Origin of the sequence: Flavihumibacter sp. UBA7668 (assembly GCF_002483205.1) — a bacterium.
Classification (GTDB): domain Bacteria; phylum Bacteroidota; class Bacteroidia; order Chitinophagales; family Chitinophagaceae; genus Flavihumibacter.
On the sequence record NZ_DLHM01000007.1, the window covers coordinates 705,852 to 724,501 of the forward strand.

20 protein-coding genes are annotated in these 18,650 nt (G+C 42.5%); 8 read left to right on the plus strand and 12 right to left on the minus strand.

Annotated elements, in window-relative coordinates:
- Positions 1–7 precede the first annotated feature (7 nt).
- Positions 8–484 carry a Dps family protein gene (locus B2746_RS20515; protein WP_290798384.1) on the plus strand — a complete coding sequence of 159 codons (477 nt, stop codon included), beginning with the start codon at positions 8–10 and terminating at the stop codon, positions 482–484.
- Here B2746_RS20515 and B2746_RS20520 read toward each other — a convergent pair.
- The 3 genes from B2746_RS20520 to B2746_RS20530 are packed head-to-tail and all read right to left on the minus strand — an operon-like array spanning position 464 to position 3,831.
- Positions 464–1,969 carry a S41 family peptidase gene (locus B2746_RS20520; RefSeq protein WP_290798387.1) on the minus strand — a complete coding sequence of 502 codons (1,506 nt, stop codon included), beginning with the start codon at positions 1,967–1,969 and terminating at the stop codon, positions 464–466. The genes B2746_RS20515 and B2746_RS20520 overlap by 21 nt on opposite strands.
- Before the next feature lie 42 nt (positions 1,970–2,011).
- The gene (gene thiL, locus B2746_RS20525; protein ID WP_290798390.1) at positions 2,012–3,046 is read right to left on the minus strand and encodes a thiamine-phosphate kinase; all 1,035 of its coding nucleotides are present in this window, start codon (positions 3,044–3,046) and stop codon (positions 2,012–2,014) included.
- Positions 3,047–3,051: 5 nt separating this feature from the next.
- Positions 3,052–3,831, minus strand: coding sequence for an inositol monophosphatase family protein (locus B2746_RS20530; protein WP_290798393.1), 780 nt, complete (start codon positions 3,829–3,831; stop codon positions 3,052–3,054).
- A gap of 53 nt (positions 3,832–3,884) precedes the next feature.
- On the opposite strand from B2746_RS20530, the gene B2746_RS20535 reads away from it, so the two are divergent.
- Both B2746_RS20535 and B2746_RS20540 read left to right on the plus strand, forming a co-directional pair.
- A complete protein-coding gene (locus tag B2746_RS20535; protein WP_290798396.1) occupies positions 3,885–4,970 on the plus strand; it encodes a glycosyltransferase family 2 protein in 1,086 nt (361 codons plus the stop codon).
- Positions 4,971–5,008: 38 nt separating this feature from the next.
- Entirely contained in the window at positions 5,009–6,526 is a 1,518-nt protein-coding gene (locus B2746_RS20540) for a GH3 family domain-containing protein (protein ID WP_290798399.1), read from the plus strand.
- Here B2746_RS20540 and corA read toward each other — a convergent pair.
- Both corA and B2746_RS20550 read right to left on the minus strand, forming a co-directional pair.
- The gene (corA, locus tag B2746_RS20545) at positions 6,523–7,686 is read right to left on the minus strand and encodes a magnesium/cobalt transporter CorA (RefSeq protein WP_290798402.1); all 1,164 of its coding nucleotides are present in this window, start codon (positions 7,684–7,686) and stop codon (positions 6,523–6,525) included. The two genes, B2746_RS20540 and corA, sit on opposite strands and share 4 nt — an antisense overlap.
- Before the next feature lie 23 nt (positions 7,687–7,709).
- On the minus strand, positions 7,710–8,369 hold the full coding sequence (locus B2746_RS20550) for a hypothetical protein (RefSeq protein WP_290798404.1): 660 nt from the start codon (positions 8,367–8,369) through the stop codon (positions 7,710–7,712).
- Positions 8,370–8,603: 234 nt separating this feature from the next.
- Here B2746_RS20550 and B2746_RS20555 point away from each other — a divergent pair, with 234 nt between their 5' ends.
- Genes B2746_RS20555 through mtgA form a run of 3 tightly spaced genes read left to right on the plus strand, consistent with a single transcriptional unit; the run spans position 8,604 to position 10,587 of the window.
- Positions 8,604–9,242, plus strand: coding sequence for a LysE family translocator (locus B2746_RS20555; RefSeq protein ID WP_290798406.1), 639 nt, complete (start codon positions 8,604–8,606; stop codon positions 9,240–9,242).
- Positions 9,243–9,257: 15 nt separating this feature from the next.
- A complete protein-coding gene (locus B2746_RS20560) occupies positions 9,258–9,821 on the plus strand; it encodes a hypothetical protein (protein WP_290798408.1) in 564 nt (187 codons plus the stop codon).
- Between the two features lie 52 nt (positions 9,822–9,873).
- The gene (gene mtgA / locus B2746_RS20565) at positions 9,874–10,587 is read left to right on the plus strand and encodes a monofunctional biosynthetic peptidoglycan transglycosylase (RefSeq protein ID WP_290798410.1); all 714 of its coding nucleotides are present in this window, start codon (positions 9,874–9,876) and stop codon (positions 10,585–10,587) included.
- Here the strand turns inward: mtgA and B2746_RS20570 are convergent, their stop codons facing one another.
- From B2746_RS20570 to pnuC, 3 genes are read right to left on the minus strand one after another with little or no spacing between them, the layout of a single operon-like run.
- Positions 10,588–12,273 carry an ArnT family glycosyltransferase gene (locus B2746_RS20570; protein WP_290798412.1) on the minus strand — a complete coding sequence of 562 codons (1,686 nt, stop codon included), beginning with the start codon at positions 12,271–12,273 and terminating at the stop codon, positions 10,588–10,590. It lies immediately after the preceding gene.
- A 32-nt stretch (positions 12,274–12,305) separates the two neighbouring features.
- Entirely contained in the window at positions 12,306–12,863 is a 558-nt protein-coding gene (locus B2746_RS20575) for an ATP-binding protein (RefSeq protein ID WP_290798414.1), read from the minus strand.
- On the minus strand, positions 12,860–13,492 hold the full coding sequence (pnuC, locus tag B2746_RS20580) for a nicotinamide riboside transporter PnuC (protein WP_290798417.1): 633 nt from the start codon (positions 13,490–13,492) through the stop codon (positions 12,860–12,862). Before pnuC ends, B2746_RS20575 begins: the two co-directional genes overlap by 4 nt.
- Before the next feature lie 46 nt (positions 13,493–13,538).
- Here pnuC and B2746_RS20585 point away from each other — a divergent pair, with 46 nt between their 5' ends.
- Positions 13,539–14,669 carry a saccharopine dehydrogenase family protein gene (locus B2746_RS20585; RefSeq protein ID WP_290798420.1) on the plus strand — a complete coding sequence of 377 codons (1,131 nt, stop codon included), beginning with the start codon at positions 13,539–13,541 and terminating at the stop codon, positions 14,667–14,669.
- A 4-nt stretch (positions 14,670–14,673) separates the two neighbouring features.
- Entirely contained in the window at positions 14,674–15,090 is a 417-nt protein-coding gene (locus B2746_RS20590) for an OsmC family protein (RefSeq protein WP_414655288.1), read from the plus strand.
- On the opposite strand, the gene B2746_RS20595 is transcribed toward B2746_RS20590, so the two are convergent.
- The 4 genes from B2746_RS20595 to pxpB are packed head-to-tail and all read right to left on the minus strand — an operon-like array spanning position 15,065 to position 18,650.
- Positions 15,065–16,231 carry an NRAMP family divalent metal transporter gene (locus B2746_RS20595; protein ID WP_290798426.1) on the minus strand — a complete coding sequence of 389 codons (1,167 nt, stop codon included), beginning with the start codon at positions 16,229–16,231 and terminating at the stop codon, positions 15,065–15,067. The two genes, B2746_RS20590 and B2746_RS20595, sit on opposite strands and share 26 nt — an antisense overlap.
- Positions 16,228–16,947, minus strand: coding sequence for a 5-oxoprolinase subunit PxpA (locus tag B2746_RS20600; protein WP_290798429.1), 720 nt, complete (start codon positions 16,945–16,947; stop codon positions 16,228–16,230). The genes B2746_RS20595 and B2746_RS20600 overlap by 4 nt, the downstream gene beginning before the upstream one ends.
- Before the next feature lie 10 nt (positions 16,948–16,957).
- Positions 16,958–17,935 (minus strand): biotin-dependent carboxyltransferase family protein, encoded by a 978-nt coding sequence (locus B2746_RS20605; protein ID WP_290798431.1) that lies wholly within the window; start codon positions 17,933–17,935, stop codon positions 16,958–16,960.
- The gene (gene pxpB / locus B2746_RS20610) at positions 17,922–18,650 is read right to left on the minus strand and encodes a 5-oxoprolinase subunit PxpB (RefSeq protein WP_290798433.1); all 729 of its coding nucleotides are present in this window, start codon (positions 18,648–18,650) and stop codon (positions 17,922–17,924) included. The genes B2746_RS20605 and pxpB overlap by 14 nt, the downstream gene beginning before the upstream one ends.

An 18,650-nucleotide genomic window follows, 5' to 3' on the forward strand; every position in this document is an offset into this window, starting at 1 on the left:
TATAACCATGGCAAAATTAAATGCAATCGGATTGGATGAAGCAAAAGCTGCTGACCTCTCCGGCCGACTCAATACCTTATTGGCAAACTACTCTATATTTTATCAAAATACGAGGGGCTATCATTGGAATATCCGTGGTGAAAAATTCTTTGAACTGCATGTCAAATTTGAAGAGTTGTACAATGACCTGCTGTTGAAAATAGACGAAATCGCAGAGCGGATTCTTACACTTGGTTACTCACCTGCGCACAATTATTCAGATTACCATACCATGGCCACTATCAAAGAAAGTAAAGAAGTGGCGGATGGAATGAAAGCAGTAGAAAACATTTTGCAATCTTTTCAAACGATAATTGGTCTGCAACGCGAGCTGCTCAAAATTTCCGAAGACGCTAATGATGAAGGAACCAATGCGCTGATGAGCGACTATATCCGTGCGCAGGAAAAACTGGTATGGATGTACTCAGCGTTTTTGAATAATTAACTGACGAACCGTCTCCACCTTCAGGTCGCGGTTTTCAATAACGGATTGACGGGTTGCTTTCACTTCTATATCCGGAAGCACTCCCCGTCCATCTTTCACCGCATTTTTATTGATGACCAATCGAAATTTTGGTAATCGGAATCTTATACCTGTTTCGGGTAACCGAACATCCGGAATAAACCAGGCAGAATTACCATAAGCAGCACCGCCGGTCTCTTCTCCGATCAATGTAACATTGGACTGACCTTTAACAGTAAGCGCAAATATGGCTGCTGCAGAAAAAGAATTTGGTCCGGTTAGGACATACACTTTTCCCTTATATCGATCTCGCAAAGCCGGTTTGAATTGCTTTCTTTCAAAATACCCAAAATGATAAAATCCATCTGCTTTTTTCTTTGAAATAAAGCGCATGAAAATACCTGTTACACTATTGTATCGTATATAATTTCCGTACCTGCTCTTTCTTTTAACAGCATAAAGTGAATCTGCCAGTTTAAAAGGAGTATTTCGGATTTTTTTTGTTAGTAAAGTTGAATGCGCAACATTTCCACCACCATTACTGCGAATATCAATTACAAGATGCTGAATATTAAACCTGCGTAAATCTTTAAACGCCGAACGAAAAAATGATTTTAACTGATACCCGTTATTAAAGGTATTGACTGTCATATATCCTGTCGATAAGCCGGTATCAATTTGTAGAGATCTTGCCCGGTCCAGCTCATTTGCCCGCTGTTCACGACGCTTTAACTGTCTTCTTATTTCAGGTAATATTGGTTTCCTTGAACTATCTTTTTTTGGCGGATCAACCAGATTAAATACAGTTTGTTGTTCCCTTCCCAAACTGTCGAGATATCCCAATTGATAAGCCGGAACATAACCGGCAACCAATCTCAGCCAGCCTCCAAAAGCCCCCCTGTTACTAATAGTTTGCATCAGGTAATTTTCATTATTGCCATCCTGCGGAATATGCAAAACAAGGCTGTCAACAATCCGCTTAATGGGGGCGCCATTTAAACTGGTCAGAATAGTGCCCCGGGCTAATTTCAAATTACTGCGCTGAATATAATTATTCAATACCACCGTGTCCCGGTCCAGTACTTTGATGGAGATGGGAAATTGCGGAAGTTGGGCGGTATCCAAAAAATGCAGAAACTTTCGAGAATAACGCGTACTTGTATGACCACATTTTATTTTCGCTATAACATAACTCAATATGGATCGAAACTGCGGTTCCGTCATGGAATCATTCAATTGGCGGTAACCCCAATCAAAATAATAATCCATGCTGTCTTTCGCAGTGTACCAGTATAAAGAAGGGTGTGATTCTTCAAGAATATTTCTAAACAACCGATAATCTTTTTGCAACTGCTCCTTTGCATAAGGAGTTGATGGAGACCAGCTTTTTTTCGAAACGACACAACTTTGAAGACTGGCTATTACCAGTCCGATCAAAAAAACAAGTCGATAACGATGGGTAAGCATGAATTCCCGATACAATTAGGATAAGTGATAAAGTCCTTCAGATTATTGTTCTTTAAAAGCGTTCCAACCCTGGGCGGTAATCTTGAATTTATTGCCCCCTTTGGTGATGATATTGGCACCTGCTTCCGGCTCCGTCATATAACCTACTACACTGATCTGTTCATTCAGCACCAGTTTATCATATTCTGACTGAGGAATGGTGAAAAGCAATTCATAATCCTCTCCTCCACTCAAGGCACAGGCAGTAGGGTCAAGTCCGAATTTAAACGCGGCTTGCCGGCTGTCTTCATGAATCGGAATTTTCTCTTCATACAATACACAACCGAGTTCGCTTTTTTTGCAGATATGCAGGATTTCAGAACTGAGTCCGTCGCTGATATCCATCATGGCTGTTGGACGAATGCCATTTACAGCAAGAAATGCAGTAATATCCTTTCTTGCTTCAGGTTTTAAGAGTCGCCCTACGATATATTGTTCATTCTCCAGATCCGGTTGAATCTGAGGATTTTCCAGATAAATTTTTCTTTCCCTTTCCAATAAAGTGAGTCCCAGAAAGGCGGCACCCAAATCGCCACTAACACAGAGCAGATCACCTTTTTGAGCGGTAGAACGTTGTACAAACTGATCCGGTGCCACTTCCCCAATGGCTGTAACACTGATTATAAACCCACTTTTGGAGCTGGATGTATCTCCGCCAATCAGATCTACCTGATAGGCTTCACAGGCAGCATATACACCTTCGTAAAATTCTTCCAATGCTTCCACACTGAACCGGTTACTTATAGCTATGCTTACAGTGATCTGCGTGGGGCTTGCATTCATTGCATAGATATCGCTTAGATTCACCACTACCGACTTATAGCCCAGGTGCTTGAGTGGTGTATACATCAGATCAAAATGCACTCCTTCCACCAGCATATCAGTGGTGACAACCGTCTGCTTTCCAAAATGATCAATAACTGCAGCATCATCGCCTACACCCAGTATCGATGAGGCATTGGTAAACTCAATATTTTTGGTGAGGTGTTCGATCAGTCCGAATTCACCCAAACTCGAGATATCCGTTCTTGTTTCCATTCAACTTAGTTTTTTTTACCGTTAACCCAAAGCAGCATGTCTTCATGAATCTTTCCATTGGTTGCCAGAATAAAGGGCTGATAAGGAGAATAATAGGTACCCGTAAAGTCGGTTACAATCCCACCGGCTTCTTCCACCATCAAAAATCCTGCAGCACTGTCCCATGCATTGAGTTTGTGTTCAAAAAAGCCATCAAACCTTCCGGCAGCTACCCAACATAGATCGATGGCGGCGGATCCAAGTCGGCGTACCGGAACCCCTCTGCGGATAAAGCGTTCAAAGCATTCCAACGGACCATTCGGCATATCCAGAAATGTATAGGGAAATCCGGTTACCAGGCAACTGGTCAGGACTTCAGCTTTATCACTAACATGGATAGGTTTACCATTTAATGTTGCACCTTTTCCTTTTTCTGCCAGGAAAAATTCATTCATAATGGGATTATAAACTGCGCCCATCGTAATTACGCCATTTACTTCCAATCCCACGCTCACACAGCAAATGGGGATTCCATTTGCAAAATTGATGGTGCCGTCAATCGGATCAATAATCCATTTATAGGGAGAATTGGTGGCCATTTCTCCGGACTCCTCGCTCAAAATGAAATGATCGGGATAAACGTCCTGAATAGCAGCAATTATGGCTTTTTCTGCGGCATGATCTGCTTCTGTAACCAGGTTGTTAACACCTTCCTTGTTGGATATGGCCAGATCTTTCTGATTAAAGAATCGCTCCAGCTCAGCTGCTCCGGCCCTGGTGGCCTTGATAAGGGTTTCCAATAACATCGGACAAAGCTAAGTCGCAAAGCCGATATAAAAATTACCAATAAATTCGTGCTATGCAGTTGTCTGTGATCATTGTGAACTATAATGTGTGTTATTTCCTCGAATCCTGTCTGTACTCCGTACAGGCGGCAATGAAGGGAGTGGAAGGTGAAATAATTGTGGTTGATAATGCTTCATCAGATAATAGCCATGCATATCTTCCGGCCCGATTCCCGCAGGTCCGTTTTTTCTGGAATGAACACAATCTGGGTTTTTCCAAAGCCAATAATATGGGTGCAGGAGTTGCAAATGGAGAATATCTCCTGATTTTAAACCCGGATACCATTTTGCCGGAAAGCTGTATTCAAACTGCCCTTGATTTCATACGCTCTCATCCGGATGCGGGGGCCCTGGGTATGCGGATGTACGATGGACGATTTTGTTATCTGCCCGAATCAAAACGGGGTTTACCTACTTTGACTACGGCGTTTTTTAAACTGAGCGGATTAATTCATCTATTTCCGAGGAATAAACTAATAGCACATTATTACCTTGGTGATCTTTCTCCAGAAAAGGTTCAGGAGGTGGATGTGCTGGCCGGAGCATTTATTTTTATATCCCGGAAGCTTTACCTGGATGTGGGTGGCTTTGATGAGCGGTATTTTATGTATGGGGAAGATATTGACCTGAGTTATTCCATCACCCTGGCCGGACATAAGAATTATTATCTTCCTAATCCCGGTATTCTTCATTTTAAGGGTGAAAGCACCGTTCGTACAGCAGAAAATGCCCGGCATTTTTATGAAGCAATGCAGCTCTTTCGTCATAAATATGGTAAAAAAACCAGCTGGGTAAGCCGGCTTCTGGTGAAACTGGCTATCGGAATCAGAACGGTTAGAGAAAAAATCAGAGGAACCGGCCCTGTAAAAAAGGCTATTTCCAAGCCCCTGGCAGCATTTTCTCTATGTAGGAAACTTTCCGATTATGATCCGAATACGCCGACTATTTTTTTACCCGGACAGCCATATACTCTCGAAGAATTATTCCTGGAATTGAAACGAAGTCCTCCAAAAACCACTATTCGGTTTAAATGGCCGGAGGCAACTGCGATTATTGGAAGTGATGATCCGGATGAAAGGGGAGAAATAATTTTGGAATAAGTACTTTTGTTTTTCAACCTAATATCTTACACACCCGAATGGCCCTGATTGAAATTACTTTACCAAAGACGATTGCCAAGGCCTTACGCCTGCCGGAAAGCTCTCCCCGCAGGCAACAATTAAAGGTGCTGAAAAAGCTGCTGAAGAAAGCCCGCTTCACTGAGTTCGGTCAGCATTATCGGTTTGATGAAATTATGCTCAGCAAACATCCGGGCAAGCGGTTTCAACAATTGGTTCCAAGTCACGATTACAATTCAATCTATAAGCAATGGTGGCATAAAACGCTGGAAGGCAAGCAGGATATCTGCTGGCCCGGAAAGATTAAATATTATGCCCTTTCATCCGGCACGTCAGAATCTGCCAGCAAATACATTCCGATTACGGAGGATTTACTGGCAGGGAATCGCATCGTGATGATCAAACAATTGTTTTCACTACGACACTATAATAATATACCATTTGGCAACCTGCGTAAAGGATGGCTGATGCTGGGTGGCAGCACCCAATTACAAAAGAGTCAGGGTTATTATGCAGGTGACCTGAGTGGCATAACTGCGAAAAAAGTTCCTTTCTGGTTTACACCTTTTTATAAACCGGGAAAGAAGATCGCCAAAATGACCGACTGGAATGATAAACTTGAAGAAATAGTAGAAGAAGCGCCCAATTGGGATATCAGTTTTGTGGTGGGTGTACCTGCCTGGATCCAGATGTGCATGGAAAAAATTATTGAGCGGTATAAGCTGAAAACCATTCATGATATCTGGCCCAATCTTTCCTTTTTTGTTCATGGGGGTGTTTCTTTTGAACCCTATAAAAAAGGATTTGAACAATTATTGGCCAAGCCTTTAACCTATATTGAAACCTATCTGGCTTCCGAGGGTTTCATTGCTTACCAGGATCGTCAGGCTGCCAGGGGAATGAAACTCAGCATAAATGACCATATCTTTTTTGAATTTGTTCCCTTTGATGATGAGAACTTTGATGTGGAAGGCAATCTGATGCCTAATCATAAAGCCTTTATGATTCATGAAGTTGAAGAGGGTAAGAATTATGCCATCCTACTAAGTACCGCTGCAGGTGCCTGGCGCTACCTGATTGGTGATACTGTACGTTTTACCGATGCAGCAAGGGGTGAAATTGTAATTACCGGTCGAACCAAACATTTTCTTAGTCTGGTTGGTGAACACCTCAGTGTTGATAATATGAACCGCGCTTTAAAAAAAGCAGCGGAAGAGCTGAATGTTTCTATTCCGGAATTTACGGTCGCCGGTATTCCGCATGGAACTTTTTTTGCCCATCACTGGTATGTAGCGTCTGATGATAAAGTGGATGCCAACTTACTTCGTGAAAAAGTTGATGAATATCTCATGGAGCTGAATGATGACTATGCAGTGGAAAGAAAAAGTGCATTAAAAGAGGTTTTTCTGGATGTGTTACCAGAAGATCGATTCATGCAATTCATGGCATCCAAAGGAAAAGTTGGCGGACAGCATAAATTTCCCAGAGTTTTGAAGGGTAAAATGCTGGAGGACTGGCAGGCATTTCTCAGCTCCTAGAACCATCCCCTTTTACGGAATAACCACAACATATAGATTGGAATAATAAGCATAAGAACAACCGCGATATAAAATCCATTTTTATCGTGCAGATAGGGAATCCGATCGAAGTTCATTCCAAATATTCCGCCAATTACAGTGGCCGGTGCCAGTAAACAGGTCACAATGGCCATTACCTTCATCACTTCATTCATTCGAAGGTTTACATTGTTGATATAGAGATCCTGCATGTTGACCATAACATCGCGGTAGTTTTCGCATAGATCATAGGCCTGCATGATATGATCATATACATCTTTGAAATATTTGGTGGTGCGATCATCCAGTAATTCACTTTCACTGCGAATAATTCCATTTAATAAATCACGAACCGGAGCGATATTTCTTTTCAATACAATCAATTCTTTACGAAGGGAACTGATTCTGGCTAATGCCCGGTTATTGGTACTTGCAATTACCTGTTCTTCGAGATCTTCAATTCGCTCACCCAGTTTCTCCATCACAGTAAAATAATTATCCACGATCATGTCCAGCATGGAATAGCAGAGATAATCGGCTGATCGTTGGCGGATCTTGGAATTACTCAGCCGAAGTTTATCACGCAGCGGATTAAACACATCCCTGGATGCATCTTCCTGAAAACTGATGACAAAATCCTTTCCCAAAACAATGCTGATCTGTTCCTGCTCCACGGTTCCTTTAATTTCATTGAAGTACAGCATGTTTAACAGACAGAATAATACATTCTCCACCTCATCCATTTTGGGTCGCTGCTGAATACTCAGAATGTCTTCAATCAGTAAGGGATGTATTTCATAATGAGCACAAATCAGCTCAACATCCGATTTTCGGATGCCATCAATATTGATCCAGCTGATGCGATTGCTCTGACGAAATTGAAAACAGGGCTCCACTGCTCTGAATTCATGCTCCTCCATTGCGTGCGGATTGTAATCGTATACATACGTTCGCACTTCCCTTGCCTCTTCCCGATGCGGCAGAATGGTTGGGTTAACTTTCAGTATCTGCTTGGTTCGATCGGTGCCAAACAGGTTTTTGATACCCAGGTAGCGAAGGTATTTTTTTGTGGGCCTGGTAATGGCAGTTTCAATGGTTTCCCGAATCATAAAAAATGGCGATCTGCTAATGCAGATCGCCATAAAAATAACTATTTAATAGGTACTTAATTCTCGTCTTTGCAGGTGCACTCATCGCAACAACCGGTGCTGTAGGTCATATTGTAGTACCAGCGACCCTGGGTTTTGATGGGTCCGTCTGCCAGGCAATTTCCGCCCCAGGCTGTTTCGCCCTTTTTATTGGCAATACCATCAACGTGAACATATACATACAGTCCTTTACCGCTGCAATCAAGTGTGCCGGATGTTTTGATTGAAGAGAATGGTATTGTTACAGTATACCAGGTATAAGAAGGATCCACCGTCAATTTAAATGGAAACTGTCCGGGAATCGGGGTGCCTTTATTTGTTGTTGGCAGATCAACCAGGTTGTCGCCCACCCAGATCTTTACGTTATCACTAACCGCCTGGAACCCTTCCAGAGAATTGATAATCACGTAAAGGTTATTGTCATCATTTCCAATAACCACTTTCCCGGAATTGATGGTTTGTCCCGCCCAAAGACAGAAATCACGGGTTTTACAGAAAGTTACTGCACTTGCGGTGTTTGAAGCGGTTCCAACTACACCTTCCATCGTGGATAGTGAATTGGCTCTTTCCGTTCCATTTTCTGAATCAGCAGATTTCTGGCAGGATGAAATAACAAGACTTAATGAACTGATCAATAACAAGGCAATTGTGCCTTTTGTAAAATTTAAAAGTCGCATACATTTAGTTTAGAGTGGTAAATAAATAGCAAAGGCTATTGGAAGAGGTATTCAACGGATATGCGACTAAGCAGCGCCAATTTCGAAGTAGGGTTTTATTGGACGGTCTGAGGTAACTGGGTAAATTTCTTCAGACAACAAAGCAAATACAAAGTTTTCAATCATGCAAGAGAATTTATAAAGTTTCTGCCGAATGTAACAGGAACGAGTATTTTTACGTTTCTGAATTTTCACATGATTGACGCATTACTAAAAGGATTGGCACTGGGAAGTATTCTGGCTTTATCTGTCGGACCTGTAATTTTTACCATCATCAAACAAAGTTTGAATAATGGCAGAGAGGGCGGATTCAGCTTTGTTGCAGGGGTATGGGTAAGCGATATTCTGTTGATTATTCTCAGTAATGCGTTTTCGGAATGGGTAAAAGCCTTGTTACAATACAAACAAACGATTGGATATATTGGGAGTTTGTTCCTGATTGCAATGGGTTTTTTTTATCTGTTCCTGAAAAAAGTACAGTTAAACCAGCAGGCTAACGGGGAGGAACAGCGCTTTCGCAAACGTGATATCGCAAAAATTTTCAGTTCTGGCTTTTTGATCAACAGCCTCAATCCAAGTGTGCTGCTTTTCTGGCTGATCAATGCAACGGCATTTGCTGTAACGCATTCCTTCCGCGACAGGGTTCTAATTTTCACTGTCTGTATGCTTTTTAATATGCTGGCCGATGCGCTCAAGGTTTTACTGGCAGGAAAACTCAGAAAAAAACTAACCCTACACAATCTTTCGCTGGTAAATAAAATATCCGGTGTAATATTGGTTGGATTTGGTATTGCCTTACTATGGGGCATTGCTTTTCACCTGGAAAATGTCTGAATGAAACGATTACCTATGCGAAGACTGCTCCTTTTGATCGGTATAGCTTGTTGCTCCAGTTCGGTTATGGCGCAGATGGGTGATTTCATTTCTCTCAAAAGATCCAATAACCGCCACCTGGCTAGCTACTTTAAAGGCAGCCGCATTGAATTTCAACATGTAAATGGACAGTTGATAAATGGACCCATTGAAGATGTCCGCAACGATTCCATTTTCGTCCGCCAATGGCAGATCGTCAGTTATATTACCCAGCTGGGTACTTCAAAAGTTGACACCCTTGGTTCATTAATATTCGGTCTTCATTATCAGGAAATATTCCGAATCTTTCATAATAAAAAGCAGAGCTGGGGTTTTGTGAGAAATGGAAGCATCTTTATGATTGGCGGCGTGGGATATGCCGTACTGAATGTGATTAATGGAGCCTATCGGAAAGAATCAATCGGTGATTCTGAAAATTTACGCTCTCTGGCAATTGCCGGTGCTGTGGCAGGTGGTGGATTGTTATTGAACCGCCTGCATAGACACCGGGAAAAAAACGGAAAAAACTATAAGATTATTTACGTGAAGATGACGAACTAGTCAGCCTTATCATTTTCCCTATATTGCAGCCGCAACAATTTCAGGCTTTTCCGTGAAGACAAAAGGTTTAGTTCCCCGTATAGGAAGATTTCTAAAAAAACTCCTGCTCATTTTAGTGATTGGGCAATTTCTCTATATCCTCCTTTTAAAATGGGTTAACCCTCCTGTAACCATAACTCAGCTGGCAAATTGGGTGGGTGGATATGGTCTGAAGCGTGACTATGTTGACTTTGAGGAGATGTCCTATTATGCAAAGCTGGCTGTCATTTCTTCAGAAGATCAGCTTTTTGCGGATCATTCGGGATTCGATTGGAAAAGCATCGAAAAGGCGATGAAGTACAATGAAAAAAAGCCTAACAGGGTGCGTGGCGCAAGTACGATCAGCCAGCAGGTTGCAAAAAATGTTTTTCTATGGCAGGGTCGATCCTGGATCAGAAAGGGACTTGAAACATATTTCACATTCATGATTGAATTGATCTGGGGAAAACAGCGAATCCTTGAAATGTACCTGAATGTCAGCGAAATGGGCTCCGGAATATTTGGTATTGAAGCAGCTGCACAAGCCTATTTTAAAAAACCGGCTGCAAAACTGAACAAATCGGAAGCTGCAAGGATTGCAGCCTGTTTACCAAATCCAAAAAAGTTCAAGGTTCAACCTGCCAGCAGGTATGTTACCAGCAGAGGCTGGGTGATTCAGCGTCAAATGAATAACCTGGCCGGTGATGATGAAATCAAGGCAATTATTGGACCCTTTGCAAAAAAATAATCAGCGAATTTCTATCTTCATTGCTGCACTGTTCTGTGAATATTGATTTGGTATAGACGTTGGTATGCCCAGTTTTAAAATATATTGACCCGGTTCAAGAGAGATGGAATCTCTGCTGGTTAAATGGTAATTGTTTAGCTCTGCTTTTTCTGCTCTCAGGCTGAATCTTTGTACCATCAATTTGCCTACAAAAAGGTCAGCGATCATTCCATTTTCTTCAGAAAAACCAGTAAGCATTTTCTCAAATGCTGGCATGGATTCTTTTGATACTTTAACTGTTAATTTAAGTAGGTCTCCTTTTTTTCCTTCTGCCGGTGTTTGAACTACTGTTAACTGTATATGTGAAAACGATTGAAGATTACTATCAACAACGGCTGTTATTGGTCCGCGTACCGTTTCAATTTGAAAGGAGCCGGTCATTGAGGTGAGACCATTATCTGCCAGTAATACAGTTCTGCCCTGCCAATCTCTTTCAATTGGCCAGAAGTTGTAATTGTTTCTTCGATAATTGGTGGTATTGATGGCAAAACTTGTATCACCTGAATAAAACCAGTATTTGGATGGACGTTGATAGCTGTTCAAAAACACGACGGGTAAATTGTTGGATTTAGCTTTTATAGCAGAAGCCCAGGCAGCATTTCCATGCAATTCATCTTTAAAAATTCTGGTCAATGCTGAAATATCTGATAACATATAAAGACGTACAATCACCACCAGAACCAGAGACGGGGCCAGTAATTTAAAAATCCAGCTGCGTTGTTTCAGATTATCAGCAAGCCATGCATGTGATAATATGATTACCGGAACCAGGGCTGGCACAGTCCAGTTGGCTTCGACCCTGCCTTTGAACGTACTGATCAGAAAAAATCCGTAAAATCCCCACATACTCCATTGAAGTGCACGTGAATATAGATTTATTGTTTTGTACTGATTGGCAGCCTTTAATAAGAAAAAACCAATCAATGGTCCGGCTAGCAGAATTTGTCCAGCCACGTATTCCAATGTAAATGCAAACCTGTATACCGGTGCGTTTCTTTCTTTCAAATGATATGAAACGGAAGGGAAATCATGAACATATTGCCAGTGAAGATGTGGATAGAATAAGGCAACACCGGTAATTACAGCCAACCACGCCCTTGGGTTTAATGCCAGTCGCAAGTTGCTGAGTACAGTAAAGAGAATGATTAATATGCCATGATATTTACTATACAACATACCGGCCATTACAATACCCAAAAGCAGGCCCTGTAGCCAATTGTCCTTTTCAATGAATCGTTTGTATTGCCAGAAAAACAAGGCTGTAAAAAATGTAAGCGGAATATCCGGAACAGCGAGAATACCTCCAATTTGTAATACACCCATGCTTGCCGTGATAACATAAAATAGTGCATCGTCTTTCTTAACAAGCAGTTGATGGACCAGCCAAAGAGTGGCAGTATTCATAAGAGCCATAAAGAATCGAACGCCCAGCTCATTTGGGAAAACCAGATAACCCAGTTTTATAAGAATTGCAATCATTGGTGGATGATCAAAGTATCCCCATGCAGGGTATTGACTATAAACCCAATAATAGGCTTCATCATGCAACAATTCGGTACCAAAGGATTGAACCAGGTTGATAAATAACCATCCCAGGTAAAACCATAGAGCCGGTCGGCGCTGAATGGAAGAAGTCAATACATTCATGTTGTTGGTTTCAGCTGCAAAAATAAGGGAGCTTAGCGGGTGAGCAAGTTATCTATGACCCGAATGGCTGCCTGGCTTCGCTCCTTGCCAATACCTGCAATTAAAGACCAACTGGTATTTTGCCTTTGCAGTATATCATAATAATGTTTGAAAAGCCGTTCCCGATTTTCAAGATCAGGGTATTCACGTAATTTATCGTATGTCCAGGGAAGATCAGTTTGCATCAACAGGTAATGATCATATTTTCGGTTGACAACTTCATTTAAAATAAAAGGATCACATTTCTGAAATACGAATTCCGACCAAACCTGCATAACCATCATATCGGTATCTACAAACAGGATGGAAGCCTGATCTCCTGCAGCTTCGGATAATGCACGGGCTGTTTTTTCTTCCGATTCCAGTTGTCCTTTTGCAATTGGAATCAGATCTTCATATGTATACGGACGACCTAAGTTGTCGAGATATTCTCTAGCGTATTCCGGTACCCATGCCGTTGCAAAACGGTTGGAATAATACTCCGATAATTCCTGGGAAAGGGTGCTTTTACCGGTAGACTCAGGTCCAACTATCACAATTTTCTTCATCATTGCAGCGGCAATTTAGCGCTTTGGCTCTTAAGTTTCCATGATTGGAGTCCGGCAATTGCAAGGATTGTTAGTATAACAAACTGAAATCCCGTAAATACATATCCCTTAGAATAGTAGAGTGGTACGGAAGCGATATCTGTAATGATCCACCAATACCAACTCTCCACTTTTTTTCTGGCCATCAACCACATTCCGGTATAGGCACTGGCGCTGGCAAATGCATCTGCCCAGGGAATTGCTTCAGGTGCAAATTCTTTTTTTAACCAGGTCAGGCTAATGAAAAGCACTACATAAAAAAGCAGGAAAAAGAGGAGCTGGTTTATCCATTCCTTTCTGTTTGAATGGGTAATTTTCAACTCGGGACTATTATCCGGAGATTTTTTAGCCCAGAGCCACCATCCATAAATACTCATGATGGTATAATAAAGATTTACGCTGGCTTCACCATACAAATGACCTTTAACACTTAGGTAAATAAATATCGTGGTGCTGATTAAACCTACAGGATATAGTAGAATATTTTCTTTCCTGCTATATATCACACTCAGAATTCCTGTGGTTACCGCTATAAATTCTAAAGCCGTGGTCTGCATCAAACCAGCCAGGAATTGTTGCCAAATCGTTTCCATTCGCTAAAAATGCGTCAGAATTTTTAGATTGCCGGAAATTCTTTACATGAAAATAGCTGTTTTAGGTGCCGGAATGGTGGGCAGAACCATTGCAGCTGATCTGGCCGACCGACATGATATTCACTCTTTTGACAGAGATGAAACTGCCCTTCAACAGTTGCACCGGAGAGCTTCGGACATTTCTATTCAGGTTGCAGATCTTTCAGATTTTTCTTCCTATTCAGTGTGGTTGGCTGATTTTGATCTGGTGATTATCGCTGTTCCCGGATTCATGGGATATAAATCCCTCGAAGCGGTTATTCAGGCTGGAAAATCAGTAGTTGATATTTCGTTTTTTCCGGAAGACGCAAGGGGGTTGGATGCATTAGCCAAATTGAAAGGAGTTACTGCAATTACAGATTGTGGCGTTGCACCCGGAATGGGAAATATTATTCTCGGCCGTTATAATGAGGAAATGAAGGTACAACGCTTTGAATGTTATGTTGGCGGATTGCCACTCATTCGCAAAAAGCCGTTTGAATATAAAGCACCTTTTTCACCGGTGGATGTAATTGAAGAATATACCCGCCCGGCACGACTGAAGGAAAATGGAGTGATCGTTACAAAGCCTGCTTTGTCGGAAAGAAGCCTGATGAACTTTGATGGAATTGGAACCCTGGAGGCATTTAACACGGATGGATTGAGATCGCTGCTGTATACCATGCCGCATATTCCTGACTTAAAAGAACAAACGCTGCGTTACCCGGGACATATAGATTTGATCCAGGCATTGCAACTGGCAGGGTTTTTTAGTAATGAATTTATTGATGTTAAGGGGCAGGCAGTTCGGCCGCTTGATCTAAGTTCTGCTTTGTTGTTTAAGGAATGGAAGCTTGGAGAAGAAGAACCTGAGTTTACGGTGATGAGGGTAATTGTGGAGGGGCATAAGGAAGGGAAACGAATGCGGGTTGAATACAATCTGCTGGATCGATACGATGAGCCAACAAAAACATCTTCCATGTCTCGTACAACGGGATATACCTGTACTGCGGTGGCAGAATTGCTTGTCACCGGCCAGTTCAACGAAAAAGGAGTATTTCCTCCGGAACTTGTTGGAAGTAATTCGGCCTGTTTTGAATTTATCCTGCGTTACCTAACCAATAGGGGCGTAAATTGGGAAGGCATTATCAACTATTAAAAATATAACCATGATTCGTAAAGCAACTGCCGTTTGGAACGGCTCCGGTAAAGAAGGAAAAGGGCATCTCACTACTCAAAGTGGTGTACTGAGTGAAACTCAATATTCATTTGGATCTCGTTTTGAAAGTGGAATAGGCACCAATCCCGAAGAGCTGGTGGCTGCTGCACATTCCGGCTGTTTCACCATGAAACTAAGTTTCGTGCTGAGTGAAGCTGGATTTACCCCCACCTCTCTGGAAACTACCTGCGATATTACGTTTGAAAATGGAGCAGTTACCAAATCTCATTTGAAAGTAAAAGGTGTGGTACCTGGAATTTCTGCAGAGAAATTTGAAGCTTGTGTAAAAGACGCCGAGCAAAATTGCCCGATCAGCAAATTGCTGAATACAGCTATCAGTTCTGAAGCAACACTTGGATAGAAGCCCAACTGAGCAATACGGCTATCAGCCATCCGATACTTGTCAGGATTTTCGGATGTTGGTAGCCGTTTTTATTTTTATGGATAGATAGGAGCAAAATAATCAGGGAGATTGGTAAAATAAATCCATTTACAAGGCCAGCTGACAATAGGAGCTGCACCGGTTTGCCCCAAACCAGAAAAACTACTGTTGAGCAGAGTATAAAAATAATAGTTCCTTTTTCCGGATTCCGTTGCAACCAGGGCATATATGTACGAGCAAAAGAAATAGAGGTATAAGCGGAGCCTAAAATCGAAGTGATTGCCGCACACCACATAACTATTCCAAATAAACGAAATCCGGTTTCACCGGCGGCCTGCCGAAAAACAGCTGCTGCCGGATTAGCAGAATCAAGCACAATGCCCCTGCTAACCACACCCAATGCTGCCAAAAACAATAAATAGCGCATAATGGACGCAGCTAGTATGCCGGTGGCAGCAGAAGATCGAACGGAAGGCAAACTGATGTTTTCGACACCTGATCCTTCCAGCATTCTGTGAGCTCCGGCAAAACAAATATATCCGCCTACAGTGCCACCAACAATAGTAAGTAATGCGGTATAATCAAATCGGCTGGGCCGGAAAGTTTCAGTAACCAGATTTTTAAGAGATGGCCCGGATGAAAATGCGACGTAAGCGGTTAATACTATCATCAGTATGCCCATCCATTTAACAGCGGCATCCATGAATGGCAGAGCTTTGTTTTTGTTGAATAAAAGAAGCAATAATAAAGCAACACTGATTCCGGCACTAATACGGTTTGGGATCCCTGTTATTGTTTCCAGACCAAGTCCGGCACCGGCAATATTTCCAATATTAAAAGCAAATCCACCTGTTACTATAAGCAAAGTCAGGAGTTTTCCCAATCCGGGAAGGAGTTCATCTGCGACCTGATTGGCTGTTTGTTTTCGGGCAAAAATGATCTGCCAGATATTCATTTGAACACCGATATCCAGTAAAATTGAAATTAAGATGATACAACTGAATCCGGCAAGCAGGTTCTGAGTAAATACGGTGGTTTGGGTTAGGAAACCCGGACCAATTGCCGAGGTAGCCATTAAAAAGGCCGCAGCCCAAAAGGCAGATGAGCTGTTTTTTTTCATAGTTGCGGAGATGCTTGAAGATATTGGTGAACAGCTTTTGCCAGTTCAATGGCGGTAGGTCCATCCCCATGAATACAAATAGTATCAGCATGCAGCTTCAAGGCTGTATTTTCAATGGTATAAACCTGCTGAGAGCGAACAAGTAAATCAACCTGTTTCAGAACATCGTCGGTATTTTTAAGAACGGAGTTGGCAAAGCTACGTGGAGCAAGCTGACCGTTTGAAGTATAACGTCGGTCTGCAAAAGCCTCTTCTTTTACAAGGAGTCCGGCTGCCCTGCCGAGTTTTGCCAAAATGCTGTTGGATAACGCAAAGAGATGAAGGGATGGGTTGAATGTTTGTATAGCATCTATAATTGCCATAGCAATTACTGGATCTGTGCCAGCCTGATTGTAAAGTGCTCCATGCGGCTTTACATGTACCATGGGATAGTCTGCCTGCCGGCAAATTGCATCAAGCGCTCCTAACTGATAGCTTATCAGTGCTTTGATTTCAGCAGGCGGCATCTGCTGTGCTTTTCTTCCAAAATTGGCCCGATCGTTCCAGGAGGGGTGTGCCCCAACATGAACGCTTAGTTTTTTTGCCAATTCAACTGTATTGGCCATTTCGGCGGGTGATCCGGCATGTAACCCACAGGCGATATTTGCTGAGTTGATAAATGGCAGGATGGCTGCCTCACAGCCAAAACCCTCACCGAGGTCACAATTAATATCCATTACAGGAGTTTTAGGAAAAATAAAGATAATAGTCGCGCGTGAGCTGAAGCAGCTGTTTTTCCTGAGCAAGTAGCAACTTTTCTGCTTCATCCAATGATACTTGTTTGAAGTGGATAGGAGTATCCAGGCTTTGTTGCGCAGCGAGATGCAGATCAGCCTGAATTATCTGACCTATGCGTGGGTACCCGCCGGTAGTTTGAGCATCTGCAAGAAGTATAAGAAGCTGACCATCCGGACTCACCTGCATGGTGCCTGGTAATACAGCCTGCGAGAGTAATTCGGAAGGGTTTATCCGTTGAAGTTCAGGGCCGATTAATCTGGAACCCATTCGATTGGATAAGGCGGAGGGCAGAAAGCCGGATGATTGTAGGAATCCAAGTGCTTCTCCTGAAAACCAGTGATATTCTGGTCCGGATATAAAACGAACTTCTTTACTGGAATAATCGGGTACTACGGAAAGGCTTAATCGAACCTGATGATGATGGGTTTCCTTTAAGAGATAATCTATTATTCGCTGACCGTTTTCGTCCGGGATCAACGTAATTGGCAGGTGATCTCCCGAACGGAGTGGCCTGCCATTCATACCACCAATTTTACTTGCCAGGTGTGTTGATCGGCTTCCATAAACAGGTGTTGATCTAATTCCGCCATGAACAGATAGATAGGTAAAGCCTGTTTCTTTTGGAAAAAGTTGCAGGAATTCGCCTTCTTTTATAAGGAAGGGCTGATAAAAAGGAATTGGTTTTCCACTTACATAAGCATCGAAACCTTTACCCGTAAGTGCGAGTAAACAGGTTCTACCAAAGCTGGCGCTGAACGCTCCTCTGCTAATTTCGAGGCATGCAGCATTGCTTTCATTTCCTGTCAATAAGTTTCCGAGGCGGGCGGCCAAAGGGTCCATGAAGCCGCTTACAGGTAATCCCCGGTTCCGATGCCCGAACCGTCCCTGGTCCTGTATGGTGGTAATACCGGATTTAAGGATTCGCATGCTGATTGAGGTATTGAAAAGTTTCTAAATCGATGCGGGTAAAACGAACGGTGTCGCCTGCTTTAAACAGACAGGGTTCGGATTCTTTTGTATTAAAAACGAGGAGGGGTGTTCGACCAATGATCTGCCATCCCGCCGGAGAGGAATTTGGATAAATACCCGTTTGTTTACCAGCGATGCCGACAGATCCGGCTGGAACCTGCAAAGCGGGACTGCTTTTCCGGGGCATGGCGAGCGTATCGGGCAAGATACCCATATAGGAAAACCCGGGATTAAAACCAATCATGAAAACATACCAGTCCTGCGCGCAATGGGCATGAACAATTGAATCGGGATCAGTTTTATGAAAGCCGGCAACAGCATCAAGATCCGGAGCCAGTGGCCCTTCATAACAAACAGGTACCAGATGATGTGTTCCCTTAAAAGGTTCCTGTGCAATTTGCGAGAAGTCTTTCAGGTTCTGTTTGATCCGGTTTAAAACAAAGGCCAGCGGTGATGGCTGGCCTTCTGAAAAGAGTTGCCTGGGATCAAAAAAAACCGACAGGCTATTATAAGTTATACTGGTATCAATAAAGCCAGAAAAAGGAGATGTATGAAAACGTTGTTGAAGACGAAGTAAAACCTGATTTGCTTCTATAGCAATTTCCTTCCCATATTCTATGGTAATGGCTGATTCAGCAATCGGATAAATATGGAAGTGGTCATCATTTGCCAA

Excerpts from the sequence above, each read along its gene's own strand:
- B2746_RS20595 (WP_290798426.1), bottom strand. The coding sequence starts at position 16,231 with ATGAAAAAAAACAGCTCATCTGCCTTTTGGGCTGCGGCCTTTTTAATG.
- pnuC (WP_290798417.1), bottom strand. The coding sequence starts at position 13,492 with ATGGAAACGATTTGGCAACAATTCCTGGCTGGTTTGATGCAGACCACG.
- B2746_RS20540 (WP_290798399.1), top strand. The coding sequence starts at position 5,009 with ATGGCCCTGATTGAAATTACTTTACCAAAGACGATTGCCAAGGCCTTA.
- corA (WP_290798402.1), bottom strand. The coding sequence starts at position 7,686 with ATGGCGATCTGCATTAGCAGATCGCCATTTTTTATGATTCGGGAAACC.
- B2746_RS20515 (WP_290798384.1), top strand. The coding sequence starts at position 8 with ATGGCAAAATTAAATGCAATCGGATTGGATGAAGCAAAAGCTGCTGAC.
- B2746_RS20605 (WP_290798431.1), bottom strand. The coding sequence starts at position 17,935 with ATGCGAATCCTTAAATCCGGTATTACCACCATACAGGACCAGGGACGG.
- B2746_RS20520 (WP_290798387.1), bottom strand. The coding sequence starts at position 1,969 with ATGCTTACCCATCGTTATCGACTTGTTTTTTTGATCGGACTGGTAATA.
- B2746_RS20575 (WP_290798414.1), bottom strand. The coding sequence starts at position 12,863 with ATGATGAAGAAAATTGTGATAGTTGGACCTGAGTCTACCGGTAAAAGC.
- B2746_RS20550 (WP_290798404.1), bottom strand. The coding sequence starts at position 8,369 with ATGCGACTTTTAAATTTTACAAAAGGCACAATTGCCTTGTTATTGATC.
- thiL (WP_290798390.1), bottom strand. The coding sequence starts at position 3,046 with ATGGAAACAAGAACGGATATCTCGAGTTTGGGTGAATTCGGACTGATC.
- B2746_RS20600 (WP_290798429.1), bottom strand. The coding sequence starts at position 16,947 with ATGGATATTAATTGTGACCTCGGTGAGGGTTTTGGCTGTGAGGCAGCC.
- B2746_RS20560 (WP_290798408.1), top strand. The coding sequence starts at position 9,258 with ATGCGAAGACTGCTCCTTTTGATCGGTATAGCTTGTTGCTCCAGTTCG.
- B2746_RS20555 (WP_290798406.1), top strand. The coding sequence starts at position 8,604 with ATGATTGACGCATTACTAAAAGGATTGGCACTGGGAAGTATTCTGGCT.
- B2746_RS20530 (WP_290798393.1), bottom strand. The coding sequence starts at position 3,831 with ATGTTATTGGAAACCCTTATCAAGGCCACCAGGGCCGGAGCAGCTGAG.
- B2746_RS20585 (WP_290798420.1), top strand. The coding sequence starts at position 13,539 with ATGAAAATAGCTGTTTTAGGTGCCGGAATGGTGGGCAGAACCATTGCA.
- B2746_RS20570 (WP_290798412.1), bottom strand. The coding sequence starts at position 12,273 with ATGAATGTATTGACTTCTTCCATTCAGCGCCGACCGGCTCTATGGTTT.
- B2746_RS20535 (WP_290798396.1), top strand. The coding sequence starts at position 3,885 with ATGCAGTTGTCTGTGATCATTGTGAACTATAATGTGTGTTATTTCCTC.